This window comes from Caldimonas manganoxidans ATCC BAA-369 (assembly GCF_000381125.1).
GTDB lineage: Bacteria > Pseudomonadota > Gammaproteobacteria > Burkholderiales > Burkholderiaceae_C > Caldimonas > Caldimonas manganoxidans.
This window is the reverse complement of sequence record NZ_KB905937.1, coordinates 59,500-83,447: the sequence shown is the minus strand read 5'-3', so window position 1 is coordinate 83,447 and position 23,948 is coordinate 59,500. Positions and strand designations below refer to the sequence as shown.

Below are 23,948 nucleotides of genomic sequence, written 5' to 3'. Positions count from 1 at the left end.
AAGAGGGATGGGATCACAAGATGCGTTGAGGGTGGGACAGGGCCTCGTGCGCGGCATGCAAGCGGCGCACCAGCACGGCGATGAAGGCTTCGTTGAAGCGGTCGCGGCAGGCCAGGCTCAAGCGGCGCAGGCTTTCGGGCGTGAAGGAAATCGTGGTGACCGGCTCGGTGACGATCACGTCGGCCGTGCGCAGCCGCGGCTCTTTGCTGGGCGCCAGGTAGGCCATTTCTCCCACGGTGGAGCCCGCGCGCAGCGACTCGACGCGCCGGCCGTCGCGCAGCACGTCCACCGCGCCTTGGGCGATGACGTGGAAATCGCGCCCGCGCTCGCCGCGTGACATCAGCTTGTGCCCAAAGCCGAAGCGCTGCCAGCGCGCCTGATGCACCACTTCCCACAGCTCCACGTCGTCGAAGTGACGGAAGAAGTCCAGCGAGCGCAGCAGGCTGAAGCGTTCGGAGTCCAGCACCGCTTGCAGGTTGCCGCGTGGCACTTGGCGACTGGCGATGAGGCCGGCCAAGGCATGGGCGAAGTCGTCCCAGTGCGCGTAGCGGTCGATCGGGGCCTTGTTCAAGGCGCGCAGGGTCACCTCGTCCACGGCGGTGGACACGCCTTGGCGGCGCTCGCTCGGGGGGATGACCGGGCCATAGAGCACCTGCTGGATCATTTCGCCCTGCGAGTGGGCCTCCACCGGCGGATGTCCGGTAATCAGGTGGTAGAGCACCGCGGCCAAGGAATACATGTCCGATTGGGCGCTCAGCGGCGCGCCGTCGATCTGCTCGGGCGACATGTAGGCCAGCGAGCCCACGCGGTGCACCTGGGTGGTGTCGGCCTGCAGGTGCAACACGCTGCCGAAATCGGTGAGCTTCACATCGGTGATCTGGCCGGCGCTGGTCACCGCCAGGATGTTGGCCGGCTTGATGTCGCGGTGGATCAGCCCCTGCCGGAACACGTAGCCCAGAGCCATCGCGCACTTGAAGCCGATCTCGACGATGAGCTCCAGCGGCAGCAATTGATCGGCCCGGCAATAGGGTTTGAGCGTGCTGCCCTCGACATACTCCATCACCAAATAGGGCTCGTCGGGACCGTTCACCGCATCGAACAGCTGCACGATGTGGGGGTGCTGCAGCCGCCCGACCAGTGCGGCCTCGGCGGCGAAGAAGCGCGAGTAATAGCGCCCGTCCACCGGGTCGCGCAAGGCTGCAGGGCGCACGCGCTTGACGGCCACGTCGCGGTCATGGAACGCATCGTGGCACAGAAAGACCTCGCTGGTGGCCCCCTCGCCCAACTTGCGCAGCACCCGGTACTCGCCGATGTAGGCCGGCAGCCCGGCCGGCGGTTCGGCAGGTGGGTCTCGAGGCGGCTGTGGAGGGGTCGTCATGACCTGCGCATCATTTCACCGTGCAGCGCGGCACGCAAGCCGGGGCCGCCACAGATGTATCGAACTGTGTCTGGACGGGCGCCCGCGGCGCGGGCGGGGCGCAACCGTAAAATCTCCGGATGATCCGCGCCAAACAAGAACTCCTGGACGACCTGGCTGCCGAACTGGCGTTGCTGGCCCCCGAGGCCGTCGCCGCGGCGGCCTTCGAGACGCCGAAACAAGCTGCTCATGGGGATTTGGCCATCACCTGTGCGATGCAGCTGGCCCGCACGCTGAAGAAAAACCCGCGCGAATTGGCGCAAACGCTGGTGGACGGCCTGCGTCGGCGCGAGGCTTTCCAACGCTGGGTCGATGGCCTGGAGATCGCCGGTCCGGGCTTCATCAACCTGCGGCTCAAGCCTGCGACCAAGCAGGCCGTGGTGGCCGACATTCTGGCCAGCGGCCCGGCCTACGGCCGCCAGGCGGCCAGCGGCCGGCATGTGATGGTGGAGTTCGTCTCGGCCAACCCCACCGGACCGCTGCACGTGGGCCATGGTCGCCAGGCCGCCCTGGGCGATGCGATTTGCCGCTTGTTCGAGACGCAGGGCGACCAGGTCACGCGTGAGTTCTATTACAACGATGCCGGGGTGCAGATCGCCAATTTGGCGCTGTCGGTGCAAGCCCGGCTGAAGGGGCTCAAGCCGGGCGACCCGGCTTGGCCGCAGTCTGCCTACAACGGCGAGTACATCGCCGACATCGCCGCCGACTTCCTCGCCAAGAAGACCGTCAAAGCCGACGACCGCGAGTTCACCGCCTCGGGCGATCCCGACGACTTGGACGGCATCCGCCAGTTCGCCGTGGCCTATCTGCGCCACGAGCAGGACCTGGATCTGCAAGCCTTCGGGGTGAAGTTCGACAACTATTACCTCGAGTCGAGCCTGTACAGCAGCGGGCGGGTGGAGCGCACCGTGCAGCGTCTCATCGAAGCGGGCAAGACCTACGAGCGCGACGGCGCGCTGTGGCTGCGCACCACCGAATACGGTGACGACAAGGACCGCGTGATGCGCAAGTCCGATGGCACCTACACCTATTTCGTGCCCGATGTGGCCTACCACATCACCAAGTGGGAGCGCGGCTACACCAAGGTCATCAACATCCAGGGCAGCGACCACCATGGCACGATCGCTCGGGTGCGTGCCGGGCTGCAAGCCGTGGGGCTGGGCATTCCTGAGGGCTACCCCGACTATGTGCTGCACAAGATGGTCACCGTCATGCGCGGCGGCCAAGAGGTGAAGATCTCCAAGCGGGCCGGCTCTTACGTGACCCTGCGCGACCTGATCGAGTGGACCAGCCGCGATGCGGTGCGCTTTTTCCTCATCAGCCGCAAGGCCGACACCGAATTCACCTTCGACGTGGACCTGGCGCTTCAGCAAAACGACGAGAACCCGGTGTACTACGTGCAATATGCCCATGCGCGCATCTGCTCGGTGATCGAGCAGTGGTGCCAGCAGCATGGCGGCGATCTGACGAGCTTGCCGCGTGCCGACCTCGGCCGCTTGGTGATGCCGGCCGAAGCCGCGCTGATGCTCAAGCTGGCCGAGTATCCCGGCATGCTGTCGGCCGCCGCGCGCGACCTGGCGCCGCATGACGTGGCCTTCTATCTGCGGGATCTGGCCAGCGCCTTCCACACCTATTACGCGGCCGAGCGTTTTCTCGTGGAGGATGCCGAGCTGGCGCGCGCCCGCGTGGCCTTGCTGGTGGCCACGCGCCAAGTGCTGCACAACGGCCTGTCGGTGCTGGGTGTGAGTGCGCCGGCCAAAATGTGACACCGGCGCGCTGCGCCACAATGGCTGCCTGCGTCTGGTTCTGCAAGGAAATCCATCCCGATGAAAAAGCAACGTGGCGGATTCGCCCTGGGCCTGGTAGTGGGGGTGCTCATCGGCTTGGCCTTGGCCCTGGCGGTGGCCCTGTATGTCACCAAGGTGCCCATCCCCTTCGTCAACAAAGTGCCGGCGCGCACGGCCGAGCAAGAAGCGGCCGAGGCCGAGCGCAACCGCCACTGGAACCCCAATGCGCCGCTGCAAGGGCGCAGCGCCTCGGCGCCGGCCGCAGCGCCAGCGGCCTCGCAGTCCTTGCCCGACGTGCCCCCGGGCTTGCGCCAGGGCTCGGCGCGGCCGGCAGCGCGTGACCCGGCGGCCATCCTCTCCGGGGCCGATCCGGCACCGGCGGCCGCCTCCGGCGAGGCGCTGGTGTACTTCGTGCAGGCCGGGGCCTTCACCCGCGCCGAGGAGGCCGAGCAGCAGCGGGCCCGTCTGGCGCTGATGGGCCTCAGTGCCCGCGTGAGCGAGCGCGAACAGGGGGGGCGTACCGTCTACCGGGTGCGTCTGGGCCCGTTCGACACCCAGACCGAGGCCGACCGCGCCCAGGAGCGACTCAAGAGCAACGGCTTCGATGCGGCGCTGGTGCGCGTGCCGCGCTGAACGGGGCGCCGGAGGGGGTGCTCGGTTGAACTTGTGCGGGTCGACCGAATCCACCCGGGCTGCGTTATGTCGTGAAGAACGAAAGGATGACTCGATGAAGCGACGCGAATTCACCGCTGCTGCCGGGGTGGCGGTTTTGGGCCTGGCCGGTCTGGCTCCGCGGACGACCCGGGCCCAAGCGCCCAAGGCGGGCAGCGACTATGTGGTGCTGCGCCCGGCGCTGCCCGGCGGGACCGACGGAAAAATCGAGGTCATCGAATTCTTTTGGTACGGCTGCCCGCATTGCAACCGCTTCCAGCCCCTGATCGAACCCTGGGCCAAAAAGCTGCCGGCCGATGTGCTCTATCGCCGGGTGCCGGTGGCCTTTCGTGAGGAGTTCGTGGTGCACCAGCGCATCTACTATGCGCTGGAGGCTCTGGGCCAGATCGAGGCGGTGCACAAGAAAGTCTTCCATGCGGTCCATGTGGAGCGCAACCCGCTGAACAAGCCCGAGGCGATTGCCGACTTCATGGCGCGGCAAGGGATCGACCGCGCCAAGTTCCTGGAAGCCTTCAACTCCTTTGGCGTGCAGACCAAGATCCGCCAGGCCCGGCAAATCGCAGAAGGCTACAAGATCGACGGGGTGCCGGCCATCGGCGTCAATGGTCGCTACTGGACCTCCGGGGCCTTGGCCGGCTCGCTGGAGCGCTCGCTGCAGGTGGCCGACTACCTGATCGGCCAAGCCCGCGCCGGCCGCTGAGGCCTGCCCAGCGGCGGAGCCCGGCCACGCCGGCCGCTCGCAGCGGCGTCCCGGGGCGGATCAGCCCAGGCTCCACGGGCGCCAGCGGCACCGATCTAGGCATGAAACCTGCTGTGGGCCCTCCCCTGCGCGGCGCTCCCTGGGCTAGAATGGCCTGAACTGCAAGTTTCATGCCTTCATGAGCCTTCTTTTTTCTTTTCTCGGACGATCCCGGCGGCTCGCGCTGGGGTTGGCGCTGGTGCTGGGGGGGAGCCCTGTCGCTTGGGCCGAGCGGGCCGACCGCGACCAGCCGCTGCGCTTTGCGGCCGATAGCCTGCGCTACGACGACGCGCGCAAGGTCAATGTGCTGAGCGGCCGGGTCGAGCTCACCAAAGGCAGCTTGCTGTTGCGGGCCGACCGGGTGGAGGTGCGCCAGTGGCCCGATGGCCACCACAGCGCCACGGCCAGTTCGGCGGCCGAGCCGGCCTTTTTCCGCCAGAAGCGCGAGGGGCTGGACGAGCATTTCGAAGGTCGGGCCCAGCGTATCGATTACGACAGCCGCACCGAGACCTTGCGGCTCAGCGGTCAGGCCATGATCCGGCGTGTGCGCGGCACCGATGTGGCCGACGAGATCGTGGGGCAGACCATCGTCTACGACCACGGGGCCGAGACCTACCATGTGCAAGGCGCCTCCGATGGCAGCCCGGACGGCCGGGTGCGTGGCGTGCTGTCTCCCTCCTCGGGGGGCGGCCGGGGGGAGGCGCGTTGAAGCCCCAGCGCATGCCCGAGCGGTCGGGCCCGGGCAGCCGCTTGGAGGTGTGGGGCCTGCAAAAGCGCTATGGCGCGCGGCAGGTGGTCAAGGACGTGCACCTGTCGGTCCAAAGCGGCGAGGTCGTGGGTTTGCTTGGGCCCAATGGCGCGGGCAAGACCACCAGCTTCTACATGATCGTGGGTTTGGTGCCGGTGGACGCCGGTGAGATCCGCATCGACGGCCACCGCGTGGAGCGCCGGCCCATCCATGAGCGTTCGCGTCTGGGCTTGAGTTATCTGCCGCAGGAGGCCTCGATCTTCCGCAAGCTCACGGTGGAGGAGAACATCCGCGCGGTGCTGGAGTTGCAGCACGATGCCCAGGGCCGGCCGCTCCAGGAGGCGGCGATCTCGCGCCAGCTCGATGAGTTGCTGGCCGAGCTGTCGATCGAGAAGTTGCGCCATGCGCCGGCCCCGTCCTTGTCCGGTGGCGAGCGCCGCCGTGTGGAGATCGCGCGGGCCTTGGCCACGCAGCCGCGCTTCATCCTGCTCGATGAGCCTTTCGCCGGGGTCGATCCGATCGCCGTGATCGAGATCCAGCGCATCATCGGCTTCCTGAAGTCGCGCGGCATCGGCGTGCTCATCACCGACCACAATGTGCGCGAGACCTTGGGCATCTGCGACCATGCCTACATCATCAGCGAAGGCCGGGTGTTGGCCCAGGGCACGCCGGCCGACATCGTCGAGAACCCCGACGTGCGCAAGGTTTATCTCGGCGAGCATTTCCGCATGTAAGCCCGGGAAGATGCCATGAAGCCTTCCCTGCAGGTTCGCCTGTCCCAGCATTTGGCGCTGACGCCTCAGTTGCAGCAATCGATCCGCTTGCTGCAACTGTCCACGCTCGAACTGCACCAGGAGGTCGAGCAGATGCTGGAGCAAAACCCCTTCCTCGACACCGAGGACGACGACGGCGACCCGATGACGGGCGTGTCCCTGCTGCCCGAGGCACCGGCAACCCGCCAGCGCGAGGCCGAGGCCGAAGCCGGCGAGGGCTTGGAGGCGGCCGAAGCGCCTGGGCTCGATGCGCTGGAGGTCGGCGCCACCGAGCGCGACGATTGGGAAAACGGCACCGAGGCCGACGACTTCGATGGCATCCGCGAGACGCCGGGCAGCCGCAGCGGCAGCAACGACGAGGAGCTCGACCCGATCGAGCGCGCCAGCCCCGGCATCAGTTTGCAGGACCACTTGCGCCAGCAGTTGCTCGGCATGCGCCTGTCGCCCGAAGATGCTGCGGCAGTGCAGGTGTTGATCGAATCGCTCGACGACGATGGATATCTCGCCGATTCGCTGGAGGACATCGCCGCGCACCTGGCCGGCCAGGACGAGGACGCCCGCCAAGAGCTGTTGGAGCGGCTGCGTTGCGCGCTGAAGTGGTTGCACAGCCTGCAGCCCACGGGCGTGGGCGCGCGCGACTTGTCCGAGTGCCTGTGCTTGCAGCTGCGTGCCCTGCCGCGCAGTGAGGCCCAGATCATCGCGCTGATGATCTGCCAGGGCCACCTGGAGGCCTTGGCGCGGCGCGACGTGAAAAAGCTGATGGCCGCCACCGGCGCCGATGAAGAACTGATCAAGCAGGCGCAAGCCCTCATCGTGGCCTGCGAGCCCAAGCCGGGGCGGCCGTTTGCGCGGGCCGAGGCCCACATCATCGTACCCGATGTGATCGTGCAGAAGTCTGGCCGCGGCTGGAAGGCCGTGCTCAACCCCGAGGTGATGCCGCGCTTGCGCATCAACGACCTGTATGCGCAGGCCCTCCGGCAGCAACGTGGCAGCGCCTCCAGCCAGGCCCTGGGCGCGCGGCTGCAGGAGGCGCGCTGGTTCATGAAGAACATCCAGCAGCGCTTCGACACCATCTTGCGCGTCTCGCAGGCCATCGTCGAGCGGCAGAAGAACTTCTTCACCCATGGCGAGATCGCGATGAAGCCGCTGGTGCTGCGCGAGATCGCCGACGAGCTGGGCCTGCACGAGTCGACCATCTCGCGCGTGACCACGGCCAAGTACATGGCCACGCCCTTTGGCACCTTCGAGCTGAAGTACTTCTTCGGCTCCTCGTTGAACACCGAAGCCGGGGGCAATGCCTCCAGCACGGCGGTGCGCGCGCTGATCAAACAGTTCATCGCCGCCGAAGATCCGTCCCGCCCCTTGTCGGACAGCCAGATCAGCCAGATGCTCGAAGAGCAAGGCATCCAGGTGGCGCGCCGCACGGTAGCCAAGTACCGCGAGGCGCTGAAGATCGCGCCGGCCAATTTGCGAAAGGCCTTGTGAGTTATTCCCTGTTCTTGCCCTGCGCCGCTGGGGTGGAAGCTTGGTTGGCCGAGGAGGCGATGGCCTTGCTCGGTCCCGACACCCACGGCTCGATCGAACGTGGCGGCATCGCGCTCAGCGGTGATGCGCGTGCGGTGATGACGCTCAATCTGGAAAGCCGCCTGGCCCAGCGCGTGCTGCTGCGGCTGGCGCAGGGCCCGTACCGCCAGGAAGACGATCTGTATGCCCTGGCCCGCCAGGTGCGCTGGTCGCAGTGGCTCAGCCCGGCGCAGACTTTCAAGGTGGACGTGACGGCCCAACGCTCGCCGCTGCGCAGCCTGCACTTCGCCGGTTTGCGCATCAAGGATGCCCTGTGCGATGCGATGCGCCAGGCCACCGGCCAGCGCCCCAACGTGGATCGGCAGCGCCCCGATGTGCGGGTGATGCTGCATCTGACCGAACAAGAGGCCACGCTGTACATCGACACCTCGGGCGAGCCACTGTTCAAGCGCGGTTGGCGGCAGGACAAGGGTGATGCGCCGTTGAAGGAAACGCTGGCCGCGGCGATGCTGGCGGCAGCCGGCTGGCGTGGCACGCCCGAGGCTGGTGGCGCCTTGCTCGACCCTTGTTGCGGCTCGGGCACGATTGCCATCGAGGCCGCCCAGATCGCCTGCGGGATCGCCCCGGGGCTCACACGCCGCTTCGCGTTCGAACGCTTGGCGCCGTTTGCCACCGCGCAAGGGCGCTCCCAGTGGCAGGCCCTGAAGCAGGCCGCGCAGGCCCGCATCCATGCGCCGACGGTGCCGGTGTTGGCCAGCGACGTGTCGTTTCGCATGGTCGATTTCGCGCGCCGCAATGCACAGCGTGCCGGCGTGGCCCATGCCATCGAATTCCATGGTGGCGATGTGTTGGAGCGTGTGGCCCCGCGCCTGAGCGAGGGCTTGGCGCGCACGCTGATGCTCAATCCACCCTATGGCGAACGCATCGAGGCGCGCGGTCGCGTGGCGCGCAGCGCCGAGCAAACGGGCATGGCCGAGGAGTTCTATCCCCGTCTGGCCGCCCACTGGAAGCGCCATTTCGGCGGCTGGACGGCCTGGGTGCTCAGCCCGGACATGAAACTGCCCTCGCGCATGCGCCTGAAGGAGAGCCGTCGCATTCCGATGTGGAATGGCCCGATCGAGTGCCGCCTGTTTCGCTTCGATCTGGTCAGCGGCTCGATGCGGGGCGAGGATCAGCCGGCGGCCAGGTAGCGATCGAGCAGCGCGACCGAGTAGCGCGAGGCCACCGCCTGCACGAAGGCGGTGAAATCCCCGCCCGCGTGGTCGTCGGCGCGGTCGGAGATGGTGCGCAGCACGGCCAGGGGCAAGCCGTGGTCATGGCAGACCTGGGCGACGGCCGCCCCTTCCATTTCCACGGCCAGCGCGTCGGGCAGCTCGCGGCGCAGGGCCGCGCTTTCGGCGCTGGTGGACACGAAGCGGTCGCCGCTGAGAATCAACCCCTCGTGCACGGCCGGGGTTCCGATGCCGAAGGTGGCCAAGGTGTCGGCGCCGAGCAGGTCGCTGGCCTCGGCAGCCACCGCACGTGCGGCGGCCAGCAGGCGCTGACTCATCGCCGCATCGGTGCGCAGACGCGACAGGCCGTACAAGGGCAGCTCATGCCGTGGAAAGATCGGCGAGGCGTCCATGTCGTGCTGCAAGAGCTCGCGAGCCACCACCAGGTCGCCCACGCGCACATCCGGCCCCAGACCGCCGGCCACACCGGTGAAGAGCACCGCCTGCGCCCCGAAGCGATGGATGGCCAGCGTGGCGGTGGTGGCCGCGGCCACTTTGCCGATGCCCGACAGCACGGCCACGATCTCGTGACCGTGCCAATGCCCGACCCAGAAGTCGCGGCCGGCGACCCGTTGGCGCTGCTCGTCGGGCATGCGGGCCAACACGGCCGACAGTTCTTCGCGCATTGCTGCGATGAGGGCCAGGCGCATCGGAAGACTCACAAGCGGTTCGACGCCTTGGTGCTGCGCGCCAGCGCAGCCGGGCTCTGAAAAAAACAGTGCGGCACCGGACGAGCCGGCGCCGCAACCAGGGAATGCATCACCCAGTGCGGCCGTCGCACCGGGCCGACGAGCTCACTTCTTGTCGCGCAGCTCGCGGCGCAGAATTTTACCGACGGGCGTCTTGGGCAATTCGCTGCGGAACTCGATCACCTTGGGCCGCTTGTAGCCGGTGAGGTTCTGCTCGCAATAGGCCCGCACGTCGGCCTCGGTGAGCGCGGGGTTCTTCTTGACGATCACGAGCTTGACCGCCTCGCCCGACTTCTCGTCGGGCACGCCCACCGCGGCGACCTCCAACACGCCGTCCATCTGGGCCACCACGTCTTCCACCTCGTTGGGGTAGACGTTGAAGCCCGAGACCAGGATCATGTCCTTCTTGCGATCGACGATCTTGAAGTAGCCGCGCTCGTCCACCGTGCCGATGTCGCCGGTGCGGAAGAAGCCATCGGGCGTCATGACCTTGGCGGTTTCGTCCGGGCGCTGCCAGTAGCCGGCCATGACCTGCGGGCCGCGGATGGCAATCTCGCCAGGGGTGCCGATGGGCACTTCGTTGCCTTCATCATCGAGCAGCTTGAACTCGGTGGACGGCAGCGGCAGGCCGATGGTGCCCGTGAACTCGGTGCTGTCGGTGGGATTGCAGCTGGCCGAGGGCGAGGTTTCCGACAGGCCGTAGCCCTCGCAAATGGGGCAGCCGGTCTTCTGCAGCCACAGCTTGGCCGTGGCCGACTGCACCGCCATGCCACCGCCCACGCTGAGCTTGAGCGAGCTCCAATCGACCTTGTCGAAGTCGGGATGGTTGGCCAGCGCGTTGAACAAGGTGTTGACCGCCGGGAAGCTGTGGAACTTGTGCTGCGACAACTCCTTCAGCACGGCGGGGATGTCACGCGGGTTGGGGATCAGGATGTTGCAGCCGCCCATGCGCATGGACAGCATCATGTTCACCGTGAAGGCGAAGATGTGATAGAGCGGCAGTGCGCAGACCGTGACGGTCTGCTCGCCCGGTGGGATCTTCTTCAGCGCCGGGCCGTTCCAGGCTTCGGACTGCAGCACGTTGGCGATGATGTTCCGGTGCAGCAGCACGGCGCCCTTGCTCACGCCCGTGGTGCCGCCGGTGTATTGCAGCACGGCAATGTCGCTGGGCTTGATGTCGGGCTTGCGCAAGGTCAGGCTGCGGCCCTTGGCGATGGCGTCATTGAAGCGCACGGCCCCGGGCAGATCGAAGGCCGGCACCAGTTTTTTCACTTTGCGCACCACATAGTTGACGAGGGCGCCTTTGGGAAAGCCCAGCAGGTCGCCCATGGCGGCCAGCACCACGTGCTGCACCGGCGTCTTGGCCAGGCATTCTTGCAAGGTGCGCGCGAAGTTTTCGATGATGACGATGGCGCGGGCGCCGGAATCCTTGAGCTGATGCTCCAGCTCGCGCGCGGTGTACAGCGGGTTGACGTTGACGATGACGTAGCCGGCACGCAAGATGGCCGCCACCACGATGGGGTACTGCGGCACGTTGGGCATCATGATGGCCACGCGGTCGCCTTGGCTGAGGCCCAGCGACTGCAGGTAGGCCGCGAAGATGCGCGAGTACTCGTCGAGCTGGGCATAGGTCAGCGTCTTGCCCATGAACTTGAAGGCCGGACGCTCGGCGTACTTGGTGAAGCTCTCCTCGAGCAGCGCGACCAGCGAGGGGTACTGGTCCGGGTTGATCTCATGCGGCACGCCTTCGGGATAGTGCTTCAGCCAGACTTTTTCCATGGGTTCCTCCGAATGAACCCGGAATTCTGACGCATGGCTGACGCGAACCCTATCGGGTGTTTCGCTAGACGGTTTTGGAGTGGCGCCTCTATTGGGATGTCTCCCAGGCGACGATGCCGCCCGCTGCGCCCCGTTGTGGGGCGCGGGCTCAGCGGTCCAGGATCTGGCTGAGGAACTGGCGGCCGCGCTCGCTGCGCGGCTGGCTGAAGAAGGCCTCGGGGGTGTTTTGCTCGACGATCTCGCCGGCGTCCATGAAGATCACCCGGTCGGCCACGGCGCGCGCAAAGCCCATCTCGTGCGTCACGCACAGCATGGTCATGCCTTCGCGGGCCAGGTCGATCATGGTGTCGAGCACTTCTTTGACCATTTCCGGGTCCAGCGCCGAGGTGGGCTCGTCGAACAGCATGATCGACGGGTTCATGCACAGCGCGCGCGCAATCGCCACGCGCTGTTGCTGGCCGCCGGAGAGCTGCCCGGGGTATTTGTGGGCCTGCTCGGCGATGCGCACGCGCGCCAGGAAATGCCGTGCGGTGGCCTCGGCCTGGGCGCGCGGCAGCTTCTTCACCCAGATCGGCGCCAGCGTGCAGTTGTCCAGCACGGTCAGGTGCGGGAACAGGTTGAAGTGCTGGAACACCATGCCCACGTCGGAGCGGATGGCGTCGATGTTTTTCAGATCGTCGGTCAGCTCCACGCCGTTGACGACGATGCGGCCTTGTTGATGCGATTCCAGCCGGTTGATGCAGCGAATCAGCGTGGACTTGCCCGAACCCGAGGGGCCGCAAATCACGATGCGCTCGCCCTTGGCCACTTCCAGGTCGATGTTCTTCAGCACATGGAAGTCGCCGTACCACTTGTTCAAGCCTTCGATGCGAATGGCCACCGTGCCGGCGGCCGATGTCTGGGGGACAGCCTCTGCCATGTCTGTGGGTCTCCGAAATGAACCTCAACGCGTATGGCCGCGGGCGAGGTCGCGCTCCAGCCATTGGCTGTATTTCGACATCGCGTAGCAGAAGATCCAGTAGATGAGGATCGAGAACAGGAAGGCCTCGATGAAGAAAGGCTTCCAGCTGAAATCGGTTTCGACGGACTTCTTCACCGCGTAGGCGAAGTCGTAGATGGCGATGATCACCACCAGCGAGGTGTCCTTGAACAGCGAAATGAAGCTGTTGACGATGGGCGGGATCGACAGGCGCAACGCCTGCGGCAGGATGACCAGACCCATCATCTTCCAATAGGGCAGCCCCAAGGCCTCGGCCGCCTCATACTGACCTTTGGGCACGGCCTGCAGGCCGCCGCGCACCGCCTCGGCCAGGTAGGCCGCCACGAACAGGATGATGGCCACCTGGGCACGCACGAGTTGCTCGATGCGCAGGCCCTCGGGCAGGAACAGCGCGAACATCACCGAGGCCATGAACAGCACCGTGATGAGCGGCACGCCACGAATCACCTCGATGTAGATCACCGAAAAGGCGCGAATCAGCGGCAGCTTCGAACGCCGGCCGAGCGCCAGCAGCACGCCCAGCGGAAAGGCCAAGCCGATGCCAAAGATCGACAAGATCAGCGTCACTGGCAGGCCGCCCCACTGCTCGGCGCGCACGGGCGCCAGCCCCAGGCCGCCGCCCATCAGCCAAAAGGTCAGCGCCAGGCCCAGCGCCCAGATCAGGATCAGCCAGGCATTCCAGAAGCGCTTCAGCGCCGAGACGATCAACAAGCCGCACATCACCCCGATGGCCAGCGCCGCCCGCCAGCTTTCTTCGTAGGGGTAGACGCCGAACATCATGAAATGGAACTTCTCCCACACCACGGCCCAGCATGCGCCTTGGCCACGTGCGGCCTGGCATCGTTCGAGCGGCGCAGGGCCCCACACCGCCTCGAACACGGCCCAGCTCAGCACCTTGGGCAGCACCCAGGCCAGCAGGGCCAGCGTCGCGATCGTGATGCCGGTATTGAGCGGCGTGGAAAAGAGCTTGTCGCGCATCCAGGCCCAAGGGCCCAGGCTGCGCTGGGGCGGGGGCGACGAAGGATGGCGGGCCTCCAAGGTCTTGTCCATGGCCGTCCTCATCGCTCCACGAGCTTGACGCGCTCGTTGTACCAGTTCATGAACAGCGAGATCGCCAGACTGATCGACAGGTACACCGCCATCAAGATCGCGATGGCCTCGATGGCCTGCCCGGTCTGGTTCATCGTGGTGTTGGCCACGGCCACCAGGTCGGGATAGCCGATGGCCACGGCCAGCGAGGAGTTTTTGGTCAGGTTCAGGTACTGGCTGGTCATCGGCGGGATGATGACGCGCAGGGCTTGCGGCAGTGTCACCAGGCGCAGGCGCTGTCCGGCATTCAGGCCCAAGGCTTGCGCCGCCTCGGTCTGGCCACGGTCCACCGCCAGGATGCCTGCACGCACCACCTCGGCCACGAAGGCGGCGGTATAGGTGGACAGCCCCAGCAGCAAGGCGGTGAACTCCGGCGAGATCGAGCGTCCGCCTTGCAGGCTGAAGCCGCCGACGGTGGGCACGTCCATCGCCGTGGGGGCGCCCATGAGGGCCCACACGAGCACCGGCAGACCCAGGATGAGGCCCGCACTGACCCAGCCCACCGGCCAGCGTTGCCCCGTGAGCCGCTGATGGCGGGCCGCCATGGCGTGCCAGACCCAGGACGCACCGATGCCGACCAACAGCGCCCAGCCTGCGGCCGACCAGGCCGGATGTTCGGCCGGCCACGCGAACCAGAAGCCGCGTTGCGTGGCGAAGAACCAGTCGCCCAGCACGAGGGCCTCGCGCACCGGCGGCAGCAGTTCGGTGAACAGGCCATACCACACGAACAGCTGTAGCAGCAGCGGCACGTTGCGCATCACCTCCACATAGCCCGAGGCCAGCTGCGCCAACAGCCAGTTGCTCGACAGCCGGGCGATGCCGATCAAGGTGCCCAGCACCGTGGCCAACACGATGCCCAAGGCCGCCACCTTCAGGGTGTTGAGCAGGCCCACCGCGAAGGCTCGCGCATAGGTGTGGGTGGCGTCGTACGTGATCAGGGTCTCGGCGATCTCGAAGCCGGCCTCACGGTCGAGGAAGCCAAAGCCCACTTGGATCTGCCGCGTGGACAGGTTGTGCAAGGTGTTGGACACCAGGTACCAGCCTACGCCCACCACGGCAGCCAGCAGCAGCACCTGATAGACGATGCCGCGGACACGTTCGTTGCTGAACATCGGTGCGTCGACCTCTCGAAGGCGATGGGCAGCTGCCGATGCGAGGCGGCCCGCGCCAGCAAGCCGCCGTCCGGCAGGTGGCTGTCAGGGTCAGCGCAGCGGCGGCGCGTACATCAGGCCGCCATCCTTCCACAGCGCGTTTTGGCCCCGCTCCAAGCCCAGCGGGCCGATGTTGCGCTGGTAGATCTCGCCATAGTTGCCCACGGCCTTGATCGCGCGCACCAGCCAGTCGTTGTCCAGCCCCAGGCCCTTGCCCACGTCGCCGGAGACACCAACGATGCGCTGCACCTGCGGGTCTTTGGATTCGGCCTTGAGCTTGTCCACGTTGGACGAGGTGACGCCGTACTCCTCGGCTTCGATCAGGCCGAACAAGGTCCACTTCACGATGGTGAAGAATTCCCAGTCGCCACGCCGCACCATCGGGCCCAGCGGCTCCTTGGAGATGGCCTCGGGCAGGATCACCAGCTCGTCTTTGTTCGGCGCGGCCAGACGGGTGGCGGCCAGGCCCGAGATGTCGGTGGTGAACACGTCGCAGCGCCCGGCGAAGAAGGCCTGTTGGATCTGCGCCAGGTCGCTGATGACCACCGGCTTGAAGCTCATGCGCTTGCTGCGGAAGTAGTCGCTCAGGTTCAGCTCGGTGGTGGTGCCAGGCTGTACGCAAATGGTGGCGCCGTTGAGCTGCGAGGCGTTCTTCACATTGGCCGACTTCTTCACCATGAAGCCCTGGCCGTCATAAAACCAGGTGCCGGCGAACACCGAGCCCAGCGTCGAGTCGCGCGAGGAAGTCCAGGTGGTGTTGCGCGAGAGGATGTCCACCTCACCCGATTGCAACACCGTGAAGCGGTTTTGCGTCGTGGTGGGGACGAACTGCACCTTGTTGGGGTCGTTCAGGATCGCGGCGGCCACGGCGCGGCAGAAGTCCACGTCCAGGCCGGTCCAGCGGCCCTGTGCGTCTGGGGCGGAGAAGCCTTGTAGGCCGCTGTTGACGGCGCAGCGCAGTGTCCCGCGCGACTTGACGGCATCCAGCGTCGGCCCGGCCGAGGCGGACAGCGGCAGCAGCGCGGGCAGTGCCATGGCGGCGACGGCAAGGCCGTGGATCCAACGTGTCTTCATCTCGATCACCCTTTCTTGACATGGAAGCGACTGCACCGCTGTGGCGCAGTCGCCAGTGGCTGGCGAGGTTCAGGCCGGCCTCGTGGGCAGGCCAGACCTCAAGCATGCAAGGTTTGGGCCCATCGTGGTTTCATGGGAAACGCGGATGGTCAAGGCGGCGCCGAGTCATCCGGCGGGCGGCCCGCGGTGGGGCAGCGGCCGGTGAGTAGCCATGGCAGCCCTGGGGTTTCACTCGATCGCTTTGACCATCTCCTCCACGACCTTCTTGGCGTCGCCAAAGACCATCATGGTTTTGTCCATGTAGAAGAGCTCGTTGTCCAGGCCGGCATAGCCTGCGGCCATGCTGCGCTTGTTGACGATCACGGTCTTGGCCTTGTAGGCCTCCAGGATGGGCATGCCGTAGATCGGGCTGCCTTTTTGCAGCGCCGCGGGGTTGACCACGTCGTTGGCACCCAGCACGATGGCCACGTCGGCCTGGCCGAACTCGCCATTGATGTCTTCCATCTCGAAGACTTGGTCGTAGGGGACTTCGGCTTCGGCCAGCAGCACGTTCATGTGCCCCGGCATGCGTCCGGCCACCGGGTGGATGGCGTACTTCACCGTCACGCCCTTGTGGGTGAGCTTGTCGGCCAGCTCCTTGACCGCATGCTGCGCGCGCGCCACCGCCAGGCCGTAGCCGGGCACGATGATGACGGTTTCGGCATTGCTCAGGATGAAGGCCGCGTCTTCGGGGCTGCCGCTCTTGACCGTGCGCTGCGGCTGGCCCGAGGCCGCAGCGGCCGAGGCATCGCCGCCGAAGCCGCCCAGGATCACGTTGATGAACGAGCGGTTCATCGCTTTGCACATGATGTAGCTCAGGATCGCACCGGAGCTGCCCACCAACGAGCCGGCGATGATCAGCATGGGGTTGTTGAGCGAGAAGCCGATGCCCGCCGCGGCCCAGCCCGAGTAGCTGTTGAGCATGGACACCACCACCGGCATGTCCGCCCCGCCGATCGGGATGATGATGAGCACGCCCAGCGCGAAGGCCAGCGCGATCGACACCCACAGTGCGGCCGGATTCTGTGTGGCGGTATAGACCCCCACCAAGGCCAGCATCGCCAGGCCCAAGACCAGATTGAGCAGGTGCTGACCCGAAAACACCACCGGCGCGCCTTGGAACAGGCGGAACTTGTACTTGCCACTGAGCTTGCCAAAGGCGATGACCGAGCCGCTGAAGGTGATGGCGCCGATGACCGCGCCCAGGCCCAGTTCGAGCCGGTTGCCCGTGGGAATGGCGGCATCCTTGGCGGTGATGCCAAAGGCCCAGGGCTCCACGGCCGTGGCCACTGCGATGAAGACGGCGGCCAAGCCCACCATGCTGTGCATGAAGGCCACCAGCTCGGGCATCTTGGTCATCTCCACCCGCTGGGCCATCACGGTGCCGATGGCGCCGCCCACCAGCAGGCCGGCCAGCACCCACACCATGCCCGAGGCGCCGTGTTGGCCCATGCGGCCGGCGGTCTCGACGATGAGTGCGGCCGTGGTGAGGATGGCAATGGCCATCCCCGTCATGCCAAAGACGTTGCCGCGGATGGAGGTGGTGGGGTGACTCAGCCCCTTGAGCGCCTGGATGAAGCAGACGCTGGCCACCAGGTACAACAACACGACGAGGTTCATGCTCATGCTTGGCCTCCGGTGCTCGATGCCTTCTTCTCTTTCTTTTTGAACATTTCGAGCATGCGGCGGGTCACCAGGAAGCCACCGAACACGTTGACGGCGGCCAGCGCCACGGCCAGCACGCCCATGGCCTTGCCCAGGCCGGTGTCGGTGAGCGCCGCGGCCAGCATGGCCCCCACGATCACGATGGCCGAAATCGCGTTGGTCACCGCCATCAGCGGCGTGTGCAAAGCGGGCGTGACATTCCACACCACGTGGTAGCCCACGTAGATGGCGAGCACGAAGATGATCAGGTTGATGATGACCGGACTGAGCGTGTCCATGCCGGTGTCTCCTTGAGGGGAAGTCTCAGAACTGGCGAATCTCTTGGATGCGGTTGCCCTCGCCCAGCAGCACCACGCGGGGTTTGTGGTCGCGGGCCTGGTCTTCGCTCATCGGCGCGTAGGTGCAGATGATGAGCAAGTCGCCGACCTGGGCTTTGCGGGCGGCTGCGCCATTGAGCGAGATGGTGCCGCTGCCGCGCGGGGCCTTGATGATGTAGGTCGAGAAGCGCTCGCCGTTGTTGACGTTGTAGAGGTCGATGTGCTCGAACTCGCGCATGTCGGCCGCCTCCATCAAGGCTTCGTCGATGCCGCAGCTGCCCTCGTAATGCAGGTCGGCTTCGGTGACGGTGGCGCGGTGCAATTTGGCGCGCAGCATCACGCGCTGCATGGGAAAGGTCGTCATGAGCGGGTCACCTGGCCGTTGTGCGTCACGCGGCAGGCCGCCACGATGTCGTCTTCGAGGTTGACGTGGAGCGTGCCTTCCTTGGTGACGATGAGTTTGAGGAAGTCCAGCACGTTGCGTGCGTACAGCGCCGAGGCATCGGCGGCCACCAAGGCCGGCAGATTGGTGTGGCCGATGATCGTCACGCCGTGCGCCGTGATCACCTGGTCGGGTTGGGTCAGCGGGCAGTTGCCGCCGGGTTGGCCGTGCGGGCCCAGCGGGCCCCGGCCGGCGGCCAGGTCCACGATCACCGAGCCGGGCTTCATCGACCGGACCATGTCCTCGGTCACCAGCACCGGCGCGGGGCGCCCGGGGATGAGCGCGGTGGTGATCACCACGTCGGCTTGGGCCACGCGCTTGGCCACCTCGGCCTTTTGGCGGTCCAGCCAGCTTTGCGGCATGGGGCGGGCGTAGCCGCCCACGCCTTCGGCGGCTTCGCGCTCCTCGGCGGTTTCATAGGGCACATCGATGAACTTGGCCCCCAAGGATTCCACCTGCTCCTTCACCGAAGGCCGCACGTCGGAGGCTTCGATCACCGCGCCCAGACGTTTGGCCGTGGCAATGGCCTGCAGACCGGCCACGCCCACGCCCAACACCACCACACGCGCGGCTTTGACCGTCCCGGCGGCCGTCATCAGCATCGGGAACAGCCGCTGGTAGTGGTTGGCCGCCAGCATCACCGCCTTGTAGCCGGCCACGTTGGCCTGGCTGGACAGCACGTCCATGCTCTGCGCGCGCGTGGTGCGCGGCGCGGCCTCCAGTGCAAAGCTGGTCAGGCCGGCGGCGGCCAGCCGCTGCAAGCCTTCGGCATCGTAGGGGTTGAGCATGCCCACCAAGGTGGCGCCAGGTCGCATCGACGCCAGTTCTTCGGGCTGGGGGGCACGCACCTTGAGCACCAACTCGCAGCCCAAGGCCGTGGCCGCGTCCACGATCTCGGCGCCAGCGGCCGCGTACGCCTCGTCGGGGGCGGCGGCTCGGATGCCGGCGCCGGATTGGATGCGCACGGTGTGTCCTTGCGCTTTGAGTTTCTTGGCCGTCTCGGGGGTGACGGCCACGCGGGTCTCGCCCGCCACCGTCTCGAGCGGTACGCCAATGAGCATGAAGCCCTCCTCGTGTGATTCTCTGAAACCGCCAGGCCGCGCCCTTGCGCCGACGCGGCACACAAACCCGTGCAGCTTACACAAGCTGACACCTGGTGTCCTCGTAACCCGGTTACAAATTTCAGCCTGTCGTAAGGAAGGCGGGCATCGGGACGATCAGGTCCGGCGGATCGACACCGTGTGGTCGGCGCGGGCGTAGACCCCGGCGCCAAGGTGATGCAGGGTGTGCAGATCGGCATTGTCGGACCGGATCGACCAACGGCCGTCGACGAAGATGCGCGGGTTGGCCGCCGCGCACAGCACTTCGGCAAACCAGGTGTCGTAGGTGTGCTCGGCGTGCGGCTCGGGCAGGCGGCGGCATTCCAGCCAGGCCACGCAGCCGTCTTCGAGCAGCGGCGCCCCCGTCATCGGGCCGGGATGGGCGCGCAGGCCGAAGCGCTGGAACTTGTCCACCTCGCGGCCGCTGAGGGTGCCCACGGCGTCGACGAGTTCGGCAAGGCCAGCGCCAGGAATGCACAGGCCGAAGTGGCCGCTGGCTTGGATCAGCTCGCGCGTGTAGGTGCTTTTGTCGATCACGATGGCAATGCGCGGCGGGGTGAACTCCACCGGCATGGACCAGGCCGCGGTCATCACGTTGCGGCGCCCACCGTGGGCACTGGTGACCAGCACGGTGGGGCCGTGGTTGAGCAGGCGGCTGGCGTGTTCGAGACGAACGGGTTGGAATGGCGACATGGGAGAAGGCCCTCGGGCGTGACGATGCCTGCGATGGAATGACCGCGATTGTGGCCGGGGTGTTGGCCTGCGCAGCTGCCTGGTCGGAGGATCAGGCAAGAATCGAGCAGCATCAGGCTACCGAGGGATCTCGGGGGAGGCGCACACTGCGGGCCATGCTCGCGGCGCGGTTTGCGTGACCGCGTGGCGGCTTCAGCCCCCACCTGGAGAACGGCATGATCCCCTTGAACGTCAATGGACGCGAGCACCGGCTCGACGTCGATCCTTCCACCCCGGTGCTGTGGGCCCTGCGCGACACGCTGGGCCTGACGGGCACCAAGTTCGGCTGTGGCGCGGCCCTGTGCGGGGCGTGCACGGTGCACGTCGACGGCCAGGCTGTGCGCTCGTGCGTGACGCCGGTGTCGGCCGTGGCCGGTCGGCGCATCACCACCATCGAGGCGGTGACCGCCGGCGAGGACCCGGTCGGCCGGGCGGTGCACGAGGCCTGGGTGCGTCATGACGTGGCGCAATGTGGCTACTGCCAAAGCGGCCAGATCATGACGGCGGTGGCCTTTCTGAAGTCTTTGCCCAAGGGCCAGCAGCCCCGTGCCGAGGAGATCGACGCGGCCATGGCCGGCAACGTGTGCCGCTGCGGCACCTATGCGCGCATCCGGGCGGCGGTGGCCGATGCCGCGCGCACCTTGGCCTGAAAGGAGCTGGATCATGTGGCACGACGCGTTGCACGAACTGCCCCCCGCCTTGCGCCACCTGCTGGCGCGCCAGGCCGAGGCTGCGCCCGTGGCCGAGGGGTCGGCCGCATGGCCGCGGCGCAGCTTTCTCAAGATGGCGGTGGCCAGCGGCTTTGCGCTGGGCGCCTATCCGCTGCTGGCACAGACGTCGTCGGAAGCGGCCCCGCTGAAGCCCACGCAGCAGCCCAGCGCCTTCGTCCGGATCGACTCCGATGGCACGGTGACGGTGACGGTCAATCGTCTGGAGTTCGGCCAGGGCGTGCACACGGCGCTGCCGATGATTCTGGCCGAGGAGCTCGATGCCGATTGGTCCCGGGTGCGCAGCCAGCTGGGCAGCAATGATCCGGCCTATGCCGATCCGTTGTGGGGGATGCATTTGACCGGGGGCTCCACGTCGATCAAGCACAGCTTCATGCAATACCGCGAGCTGGGCGCACGTGCCCGCGCGATGCTGGTGGCCGCCGCTGCGGCCCGGTGGCGGCTCGACCCTGCGGGGCTGCGCACGCAAGCCGGCTTCGTGATCGCCGCCGACGGCCGGCGCCTGAGCTATGGCGAGCTCGCCCAGGAGGCCATGGCTCAGCCCGTGCCGCCGCAGGTGCGACTGAAGGATCCGGCGCAGTTCCGTCTCATCGGCCGGCCCACCACGCGACTGGATGCGCGCGCCAAGAGCAGCGGGCAGCAGGTCTTCGGCATCGATGTGCGGCTGCCTGGGCAGTGGACGGCGTTGATCGCCCGCCCGCCGGTCTTCGGCGCCAAGCTGCGCACGGTGGACGATGCGGCGGCGCGGGCGGTCAAGGGGGTGAAGGCCGTCTTGCGCGTGCCGCTGGACCGCGGCGCCGAGGGGGTGGCGGTGATCGCCGACGGTTATTGGCCGGCCAAACAGGGCAGGGGCGCGAGGCCTTGAAGCTGACCTGGGACACCGAGGCAGTGGAGAAGGTGGACAGTCAGCGCCTGTTGGCGCAGTACCGCGAGCTGGCCACGCAGCCCGGCGCGCGCCACTTCGACGCCGACATGACGCCCTTGGCCAGCGCGCCGCACGTGCTGGAGGCCGAGTTCGTCTTCCCCTACCTGGCCCATGCCCCGATGGAGCCACTCAATTGCACCGTGGCCCTGACGTCCGCCGGGGCCACGCTGTGGGTGGGCACGCAAATGCCCGGTCTGGACGGCGCGGCGGCCGCCCGCGTGCTGGGCTTGAAGCCCGAGCAGGTGGAGGTCCGGGTGCAGCAAGCCGGTGGGGGCTTTGGGCGCCGGGCGGTGGCCTCCAGCGACTACGTGGTGGAAGCCTGCGCCGTGGCCCGAGCCGCCCGGCAGGCCGGCTTGGAAGGGCCGGTGCGCACGGTCTGGAGCCGCGAAGACGACATCCGCGGCGGCTACTACCGCCCCATGCATGTGCACCGCGCCCGCATCGGCTTCGACGATCGAGGACGCGTGCTGGCCTGGGACCATGTGATCGTGGGCCAGTCGATCACGGCGGGCACCATCTTCGAGCAAGGCATGATCAAGAACGGCGTGGATCAGACCGCCGTCGAAGGCATGCGTGAGCCCTATCCCTTGCCGATGCGTTTGACGGTGCATCACCCGAAGGTCAACGTGCCGGTGTTGTGGTGGCGCAGCGTGGGCTCCACCCACACGGCCTTCGTGATGGAGACCCTGATCGATGAGATCGCCCGCACGACCGGCCAAGACCCGGTGGCCTATCGCATGGCCATGTTCGGCGATCGGCATCCCCGGCACCGTGCGGCCTTGCAGTTGGCGGTGGATCGCAGCGGCTACGGTCGCCGGGCGCTGCCGGCCGGCCGCGCCTGGGGCGTGGCGGTGCACGAGTCGTTCGACTCGGTGGTGGCCTATGTGGTGGAAGCCTCGGTGAAGGACGGCCAGCCCGTGCTGCACAAAGTGACCGCCGGGGTGCACTGCAACCTCGTCATCAATCCGCGCACGGTGGAAGCGCAAGTGCAAGGCGCTGCGTTGATGGGCTTGGGGCTGTGCTTGCCGGGGGCGGCCATCACGCTGAAAGACGGCCAGGTCGAGCAAAGCAATTTCGGCGACTATCGTGTGGCACGCATCACCGAGATGCCCGAGATCGAGGTGCACACCGTGCCGAGCATGGAGCCGCCCACCGGCATGGGCGAACCGGGGCTGCCGCCGCTGGCGCCGGCCTTTGCCAATGCGCTGGCGCGTCTGACGGGCAAACCGATGCGGCGCATGCCTTTCGATCTGGGCTAAGCTGAAGCCATGGAAGACCTCGATACCCGGGTGCTGCGCACCGCGCAGCAATGGCATGCCCAGGGGCGGCCCGTGCTGCTGGTCAGTGTGGCGCGCACCTGGGGGTCCTCGCCGCGTCCGCCGGGCTCGCTGATGGCCATCGATGCGCAGGGGCATGCGGTGGGCTCGGTCTCGGGGGGCTGCATCGAAGACGACCTCATCGCCCGGGTGCGGGAAGAAGGCATCCAGGCCGTGTGCCTGGAAGGGCGCCCCACCACCGTGCGCTATGGCATCTCGGCCGACCAGGCGCACCGCTTCGGCCTGCCTTGCGGGGGCACGGTGGAACTGGTGTTGGAGCCGGTGGCGCCGCACAGCCAGTTGGAGGCGCTGTTGCAGGCTTGCCAAGAGCGGCGCAGCGTCGAGCGGGTGCTGGATCTGCGCAGCGGCCAAGTGCAACTGCGCAGCAGTGGGCGCGACGGGATGCCTTGGCTGAGCGACACCCAGTTCGTCACTCACTGGGGCCCGCGCTGGCGTCTGATCGTCATTGGCGCGGGGGATTTGTCGCGCTTTCTGAGCGAGATGGCGCTGGGCCTGGGCTTCGAGGTGATCGTCTGCGACCCGCGCCAAGAGCCGCACGCCAGCTGGGATCTGCCCGGCGTGGTGCTCAGCCGCGAGATGCCCGACGACTTGGTCTTGCGCTTGCAGCCCGATGCGCGCACCGCCGTGGTGGCGCTGACCCATGATCCCAAGCTGGACGACCTGGCCTTGATCGATGCCTTGCGCTCGTCGGCCGCTTATGTGGGGGCCATCGGTTCGCGCCGCCACGCGGCGTTGCGGCGCCAGCGGCTGCGAGAGCATTTCGGTCTCGACGAGGACGAGCTGCGCCGACTGCGCAGCCCGATCGGGCTGTACATCGGCAGCAAGACGCCCGCGGAGATCGCCGTCTCGATTCTGGCCGAGCTGGTGGCGGTGAAGAACGGCGTGGCGCCCTGGGCCCGCCTGTCGGTGGCCGAAGGCAAGGCGCGGCACGAGCAGGCCATGTCTTGAGC

21 protein-coding genes and 1 pseudogene are annotated in these 23,948 nt (G+C 67.1%); 10 read left to right on the top strand and 12 right to left on the bottom strand.

The features are described from left to right. Positions 1–13: 13 nt before the first annotated feature. Complete coding sequence (locus tag F615_RS0107165) at positions 14–1,378, bottom strand: serine/threonine-protein kinase (protein WP_019560497.1); 1,365 nt, start codon at positions 1,376–1,378, stop codon at positions 14–16. 119 nt (positions 1,379–1,497) lie between these two features. Here F615_RS0107165 and argS point away from each other — a divergent pair, with 119 nt between their 5' ends. The 7 genes from argS to F615_RS0107130 all read left to right on the top strand — a co-directional run bounded on the left by argS (position 1,498) and on the right by F615_RS0107130 (position 8,850). Next, on the top strand, positions 1,498–3,183 hold the full coding sequence (argS, locus tag F615_RS0107160) for an arginine--tRNA ligase (RefSeq protein WP_019560496.1): 1,686 nt from the start codon (positions 1,498–1,500) through the stop codon (positions 3,181–3,183). A 60-nt stretch (positions 3,184–3,243) separates the two neighbouring features. Beyond that, positions 3,244–3,837 carry an SPOR domain-containing protein gene (locus F615_RS0107155; RefSeq protein ID WP_019560495.1) on the top strand — a complete coding sequence of 198 codons (594 nt, stop codon included), beginning with the start codon at positions 3,244–3,246 and terminating at the stop codon, positions 3,835–3,837. Between the two features lie 94 nt (positions 3,838–3,931). Then, a complete protein-coding gene (locus tag F615_RS0107150) occupies positions 3,932–4,576 on the top strand; it encodes a thiol:disulfide interchange protein DsbA/DsbL (protein ID WP_019560494.1) in 645 nt (214 codons plus the stop codon). Between the two features lie 178 nt (positions 4,577–4,754). Next, positions 4,755–5,324: a lipopolysaccharide transport periplasmic protein LptA gene (gene lptA, locus F615_RS17915; RefSeq protein WP_051090205.1), complete on the top strand. Its 570-nt coding sequence runs from the start codon at positions 4,755–4,757 to the stop codon at positions 5,322–5,324. Positions 5,325–5,335: 11 nt separating this feature from the next. Beyond that, positions 5,336–6,097, top strand: coding sequence for an LPS export ABC transporter ATP-binding protein (gene lptB / locus F615_RS0107140; RefSeq protein ID WP_019560492.1), 762 nt, complete (start codon positions 5,336–5,338; stop codon positions 6,095–6,097). A gap of 15 nt (positions 6,098–6,112) precedes the next feature. Then, on the top strand, positions 6,113–7,621 hold the full coding sequence (locus tag F615_RS0107135; RefSeq protein WP_019560491.1) for an RNA polymerase factor sigma-54: 1,509 nt from the start codon (positions 6,113–6,115) through the stop codon (positions 7,619–7,621). Then, positions 7,618–8,850 carry a THUMP domain-containing class I SAM-dependent RNA methyltransferase gene (locus F615_RS0107130; protein WP_020700637.1) on the top strand — a complete coding sequence of 411 codons (1,233 nt, stop codon included), beginning with the start codon at positions 7,618–7,620 and terminating at the stop codon, positions 8,848–8,850. The genes F615_RS0107135 and F615_RS0107130 overlap by 4 nt, the downstream gene beginning before the upstream one ends. Here the strand turns inward: F615_RS0107130 and F615_RS0107125 are convergent. The 11 genes from F615_RS0107125 to F615_RS0107075 form a co-directional block, all read right to left on the bottom strand. Further along, positions 8,832–9,581, bottom strand: coding sequence for a 5'-methylthioadenosine/adenosylhomocysteine nucleosidase (locus F615_RS0107125; protein ID WP_019560488.1), 750 nt, complete (start codon positions 9,579–9,581; stop codon positions 8,832–8,834). The two genes, F615_RS0107130 and F615_RS0107125, sit on opposite strands and share 19 nt — an antisense overlap. A gap of 144 nt (positions 9,582–9,725) precedes the next feature. Then, complete coding sequence (locus F615_RS0107120) at positions 9,726–11,399, bottom strand: long-chain-fatty-acid--CoA ligase (RefSeq protein ID WP_019560487.1); 1,674 nt, start codon at positions 11,397–11,399, stop codon at positions 9,726–9,728. A 148-nt stretch (positions 11,400–11,547) separates the two neighbouring features. After that, entirely contained in the window at positions 11,548–12,318 is a 771-nt protein-coding gene (locus tag F615_RS0107115) for an amino acid ABC transporter ATP-binding protein (protein WP_019560486.1), read from the bottom strand. Positions 12,319–12,342: 24 nt separating this feature from the next. After that, a complete protein-coding gene (locus F615_RS0107110; RefSeq protein ID WP_019560485.1) occupies positions 12,343–13,449 on the bottom strand; it encodes an amino acid ABC transporter permease in 1,107 nt (368 codons plus the stop codon). An 8-nt stretch (positions 13,450–13,457) separates the two neighbouring features. Further along, positions 13,458–14,600 (bottom strand): amino acid ABC transporter permease, encoded by a 1,143-nt coding sequence (locus F615_RS0107105; RefSeq protein ID WP_019560484.1) that lies wholly within the window; start codon positions 14,598–14,600, stop codon positions 13,458–13,460. Positions 14,601–14,690: 90 nt separating this feature from the next. After that, positions 14,691–15,713: an amino acid ABC transporter substrate-binding protein gene (locus F615_RS0107100; protein WP_026330107.1), complete on the bottom strand. Its 1,023-nt coding sequence runs from the start codon at positions 15,711–15,713 to the stop codon at positions 14,691–14,693. Positions 15,714–15,941: 228 nt separating this feature from the next. Then, positions 15,942–17,378, bottom strand: coding sequence for an NAD(P)(+) transhydrogenase (Re/Si-specific) subunit beta (locus tag F615_RS0107095; RefSeq protein WP_019560482.1), 1,437 nt, complete (start codon positions 17,376–17,378; stop codon positions 15,942–15,944). Beyond that, positions 17,375–17,695, bottom strand: a complete 321-nt coding sequence (locus F615_RS0107090) for an NAD(P) transhydrogenase subunit alpha part 2 (RefSeq protein WP_019560481.1) — start codon at positions 17,693–17,695, stop codon at positions 17,375–17,377. The genes F615_RS0107095 and F615_RS0107090 overlap by 4 nt, the downstream gene beginning before the upstream one ends. Before the next feature lie 25 nt (positions 17,696–17,720). Continuing rightward, complete coding sequence (gene panD / locus F615_RS0107085) at positions 17,721–18,083, bottom strand: aspartate 1-decarboxylase (RefSeq protein WP_026330106.1); 363 nt, start codon at positions 18,081–18,083, stop codon at positions 17,721–17,723. Positions 18,084–18,094: 11 nt separating this feature from the next. Continuing rightward, positions 18,095–19,237: a Re/Si-specific NAD(P)(+) transhydrogenase subunit alpha gene (locus tag F615_RS0107080; protein WP_019560479.1), complete on the bottom strand. Its 1,143-nt coding sequence runs from the start codon at positions 19,235–19,237 to the stop codon at positions 18,095–18,097. A 156-nt stretch (positions 19,238–19,393) separates the two neighbouring features. Beyond that, positions 19,394–19,969, bottom strand: coding sequence for a flavin reductase family protein (locus F615_RS0107075; RefSeq protein ID WP_019560478.1), 576 nt, complete (start codon positions 19,967–19,969; stop codon positions 19,394–19,396). A gap of 215 nt (positions 19,970–20,184) precedes the next feature. Between F615_RS0107075 and F615_RS0107070 the strand changes: the two genes are divergently transcribed. The 3 genes and pseudogenes from F615_RS0107070 (at position 20,185) to F615_RS0107060 (ending at position 23,946) form a co-directional block, all read left to right on the top strand. Next, positions 20,185–20,658 (top strand): (2Fe-2S)-binding protein, encoded by a 474-nt coding sequence (locus tag F615_RS0107070; RefSeq protein ID WP_019560476.1) that lies wholly within the window; start codon positions 20,185–20,187, stop codon positions 20,656–20,658. A gap of 13 nt (positions 20,659–20,671) precedes the next feature. After that, positions 20,672–22,920, top strand: a pseudogene (locus tag F615_RS19180) (xanthine dehydrogenase family protein molybdopterin-binding subunit). A 9-nt stretch (positions 22,921–22,929) separates the two neighbouring features. Then, positions 22,930–23,946, top strand: coding sequence for an XdhC family protein (locus tag F615_RS0107060; protein WP_019560475.1), 1,017 nt, complete (start codon positions 22,930–22,932; stop codon positions 23,944–23,946). Positions 23,947–23,948 lie beyond the last annotated feature (2 nt).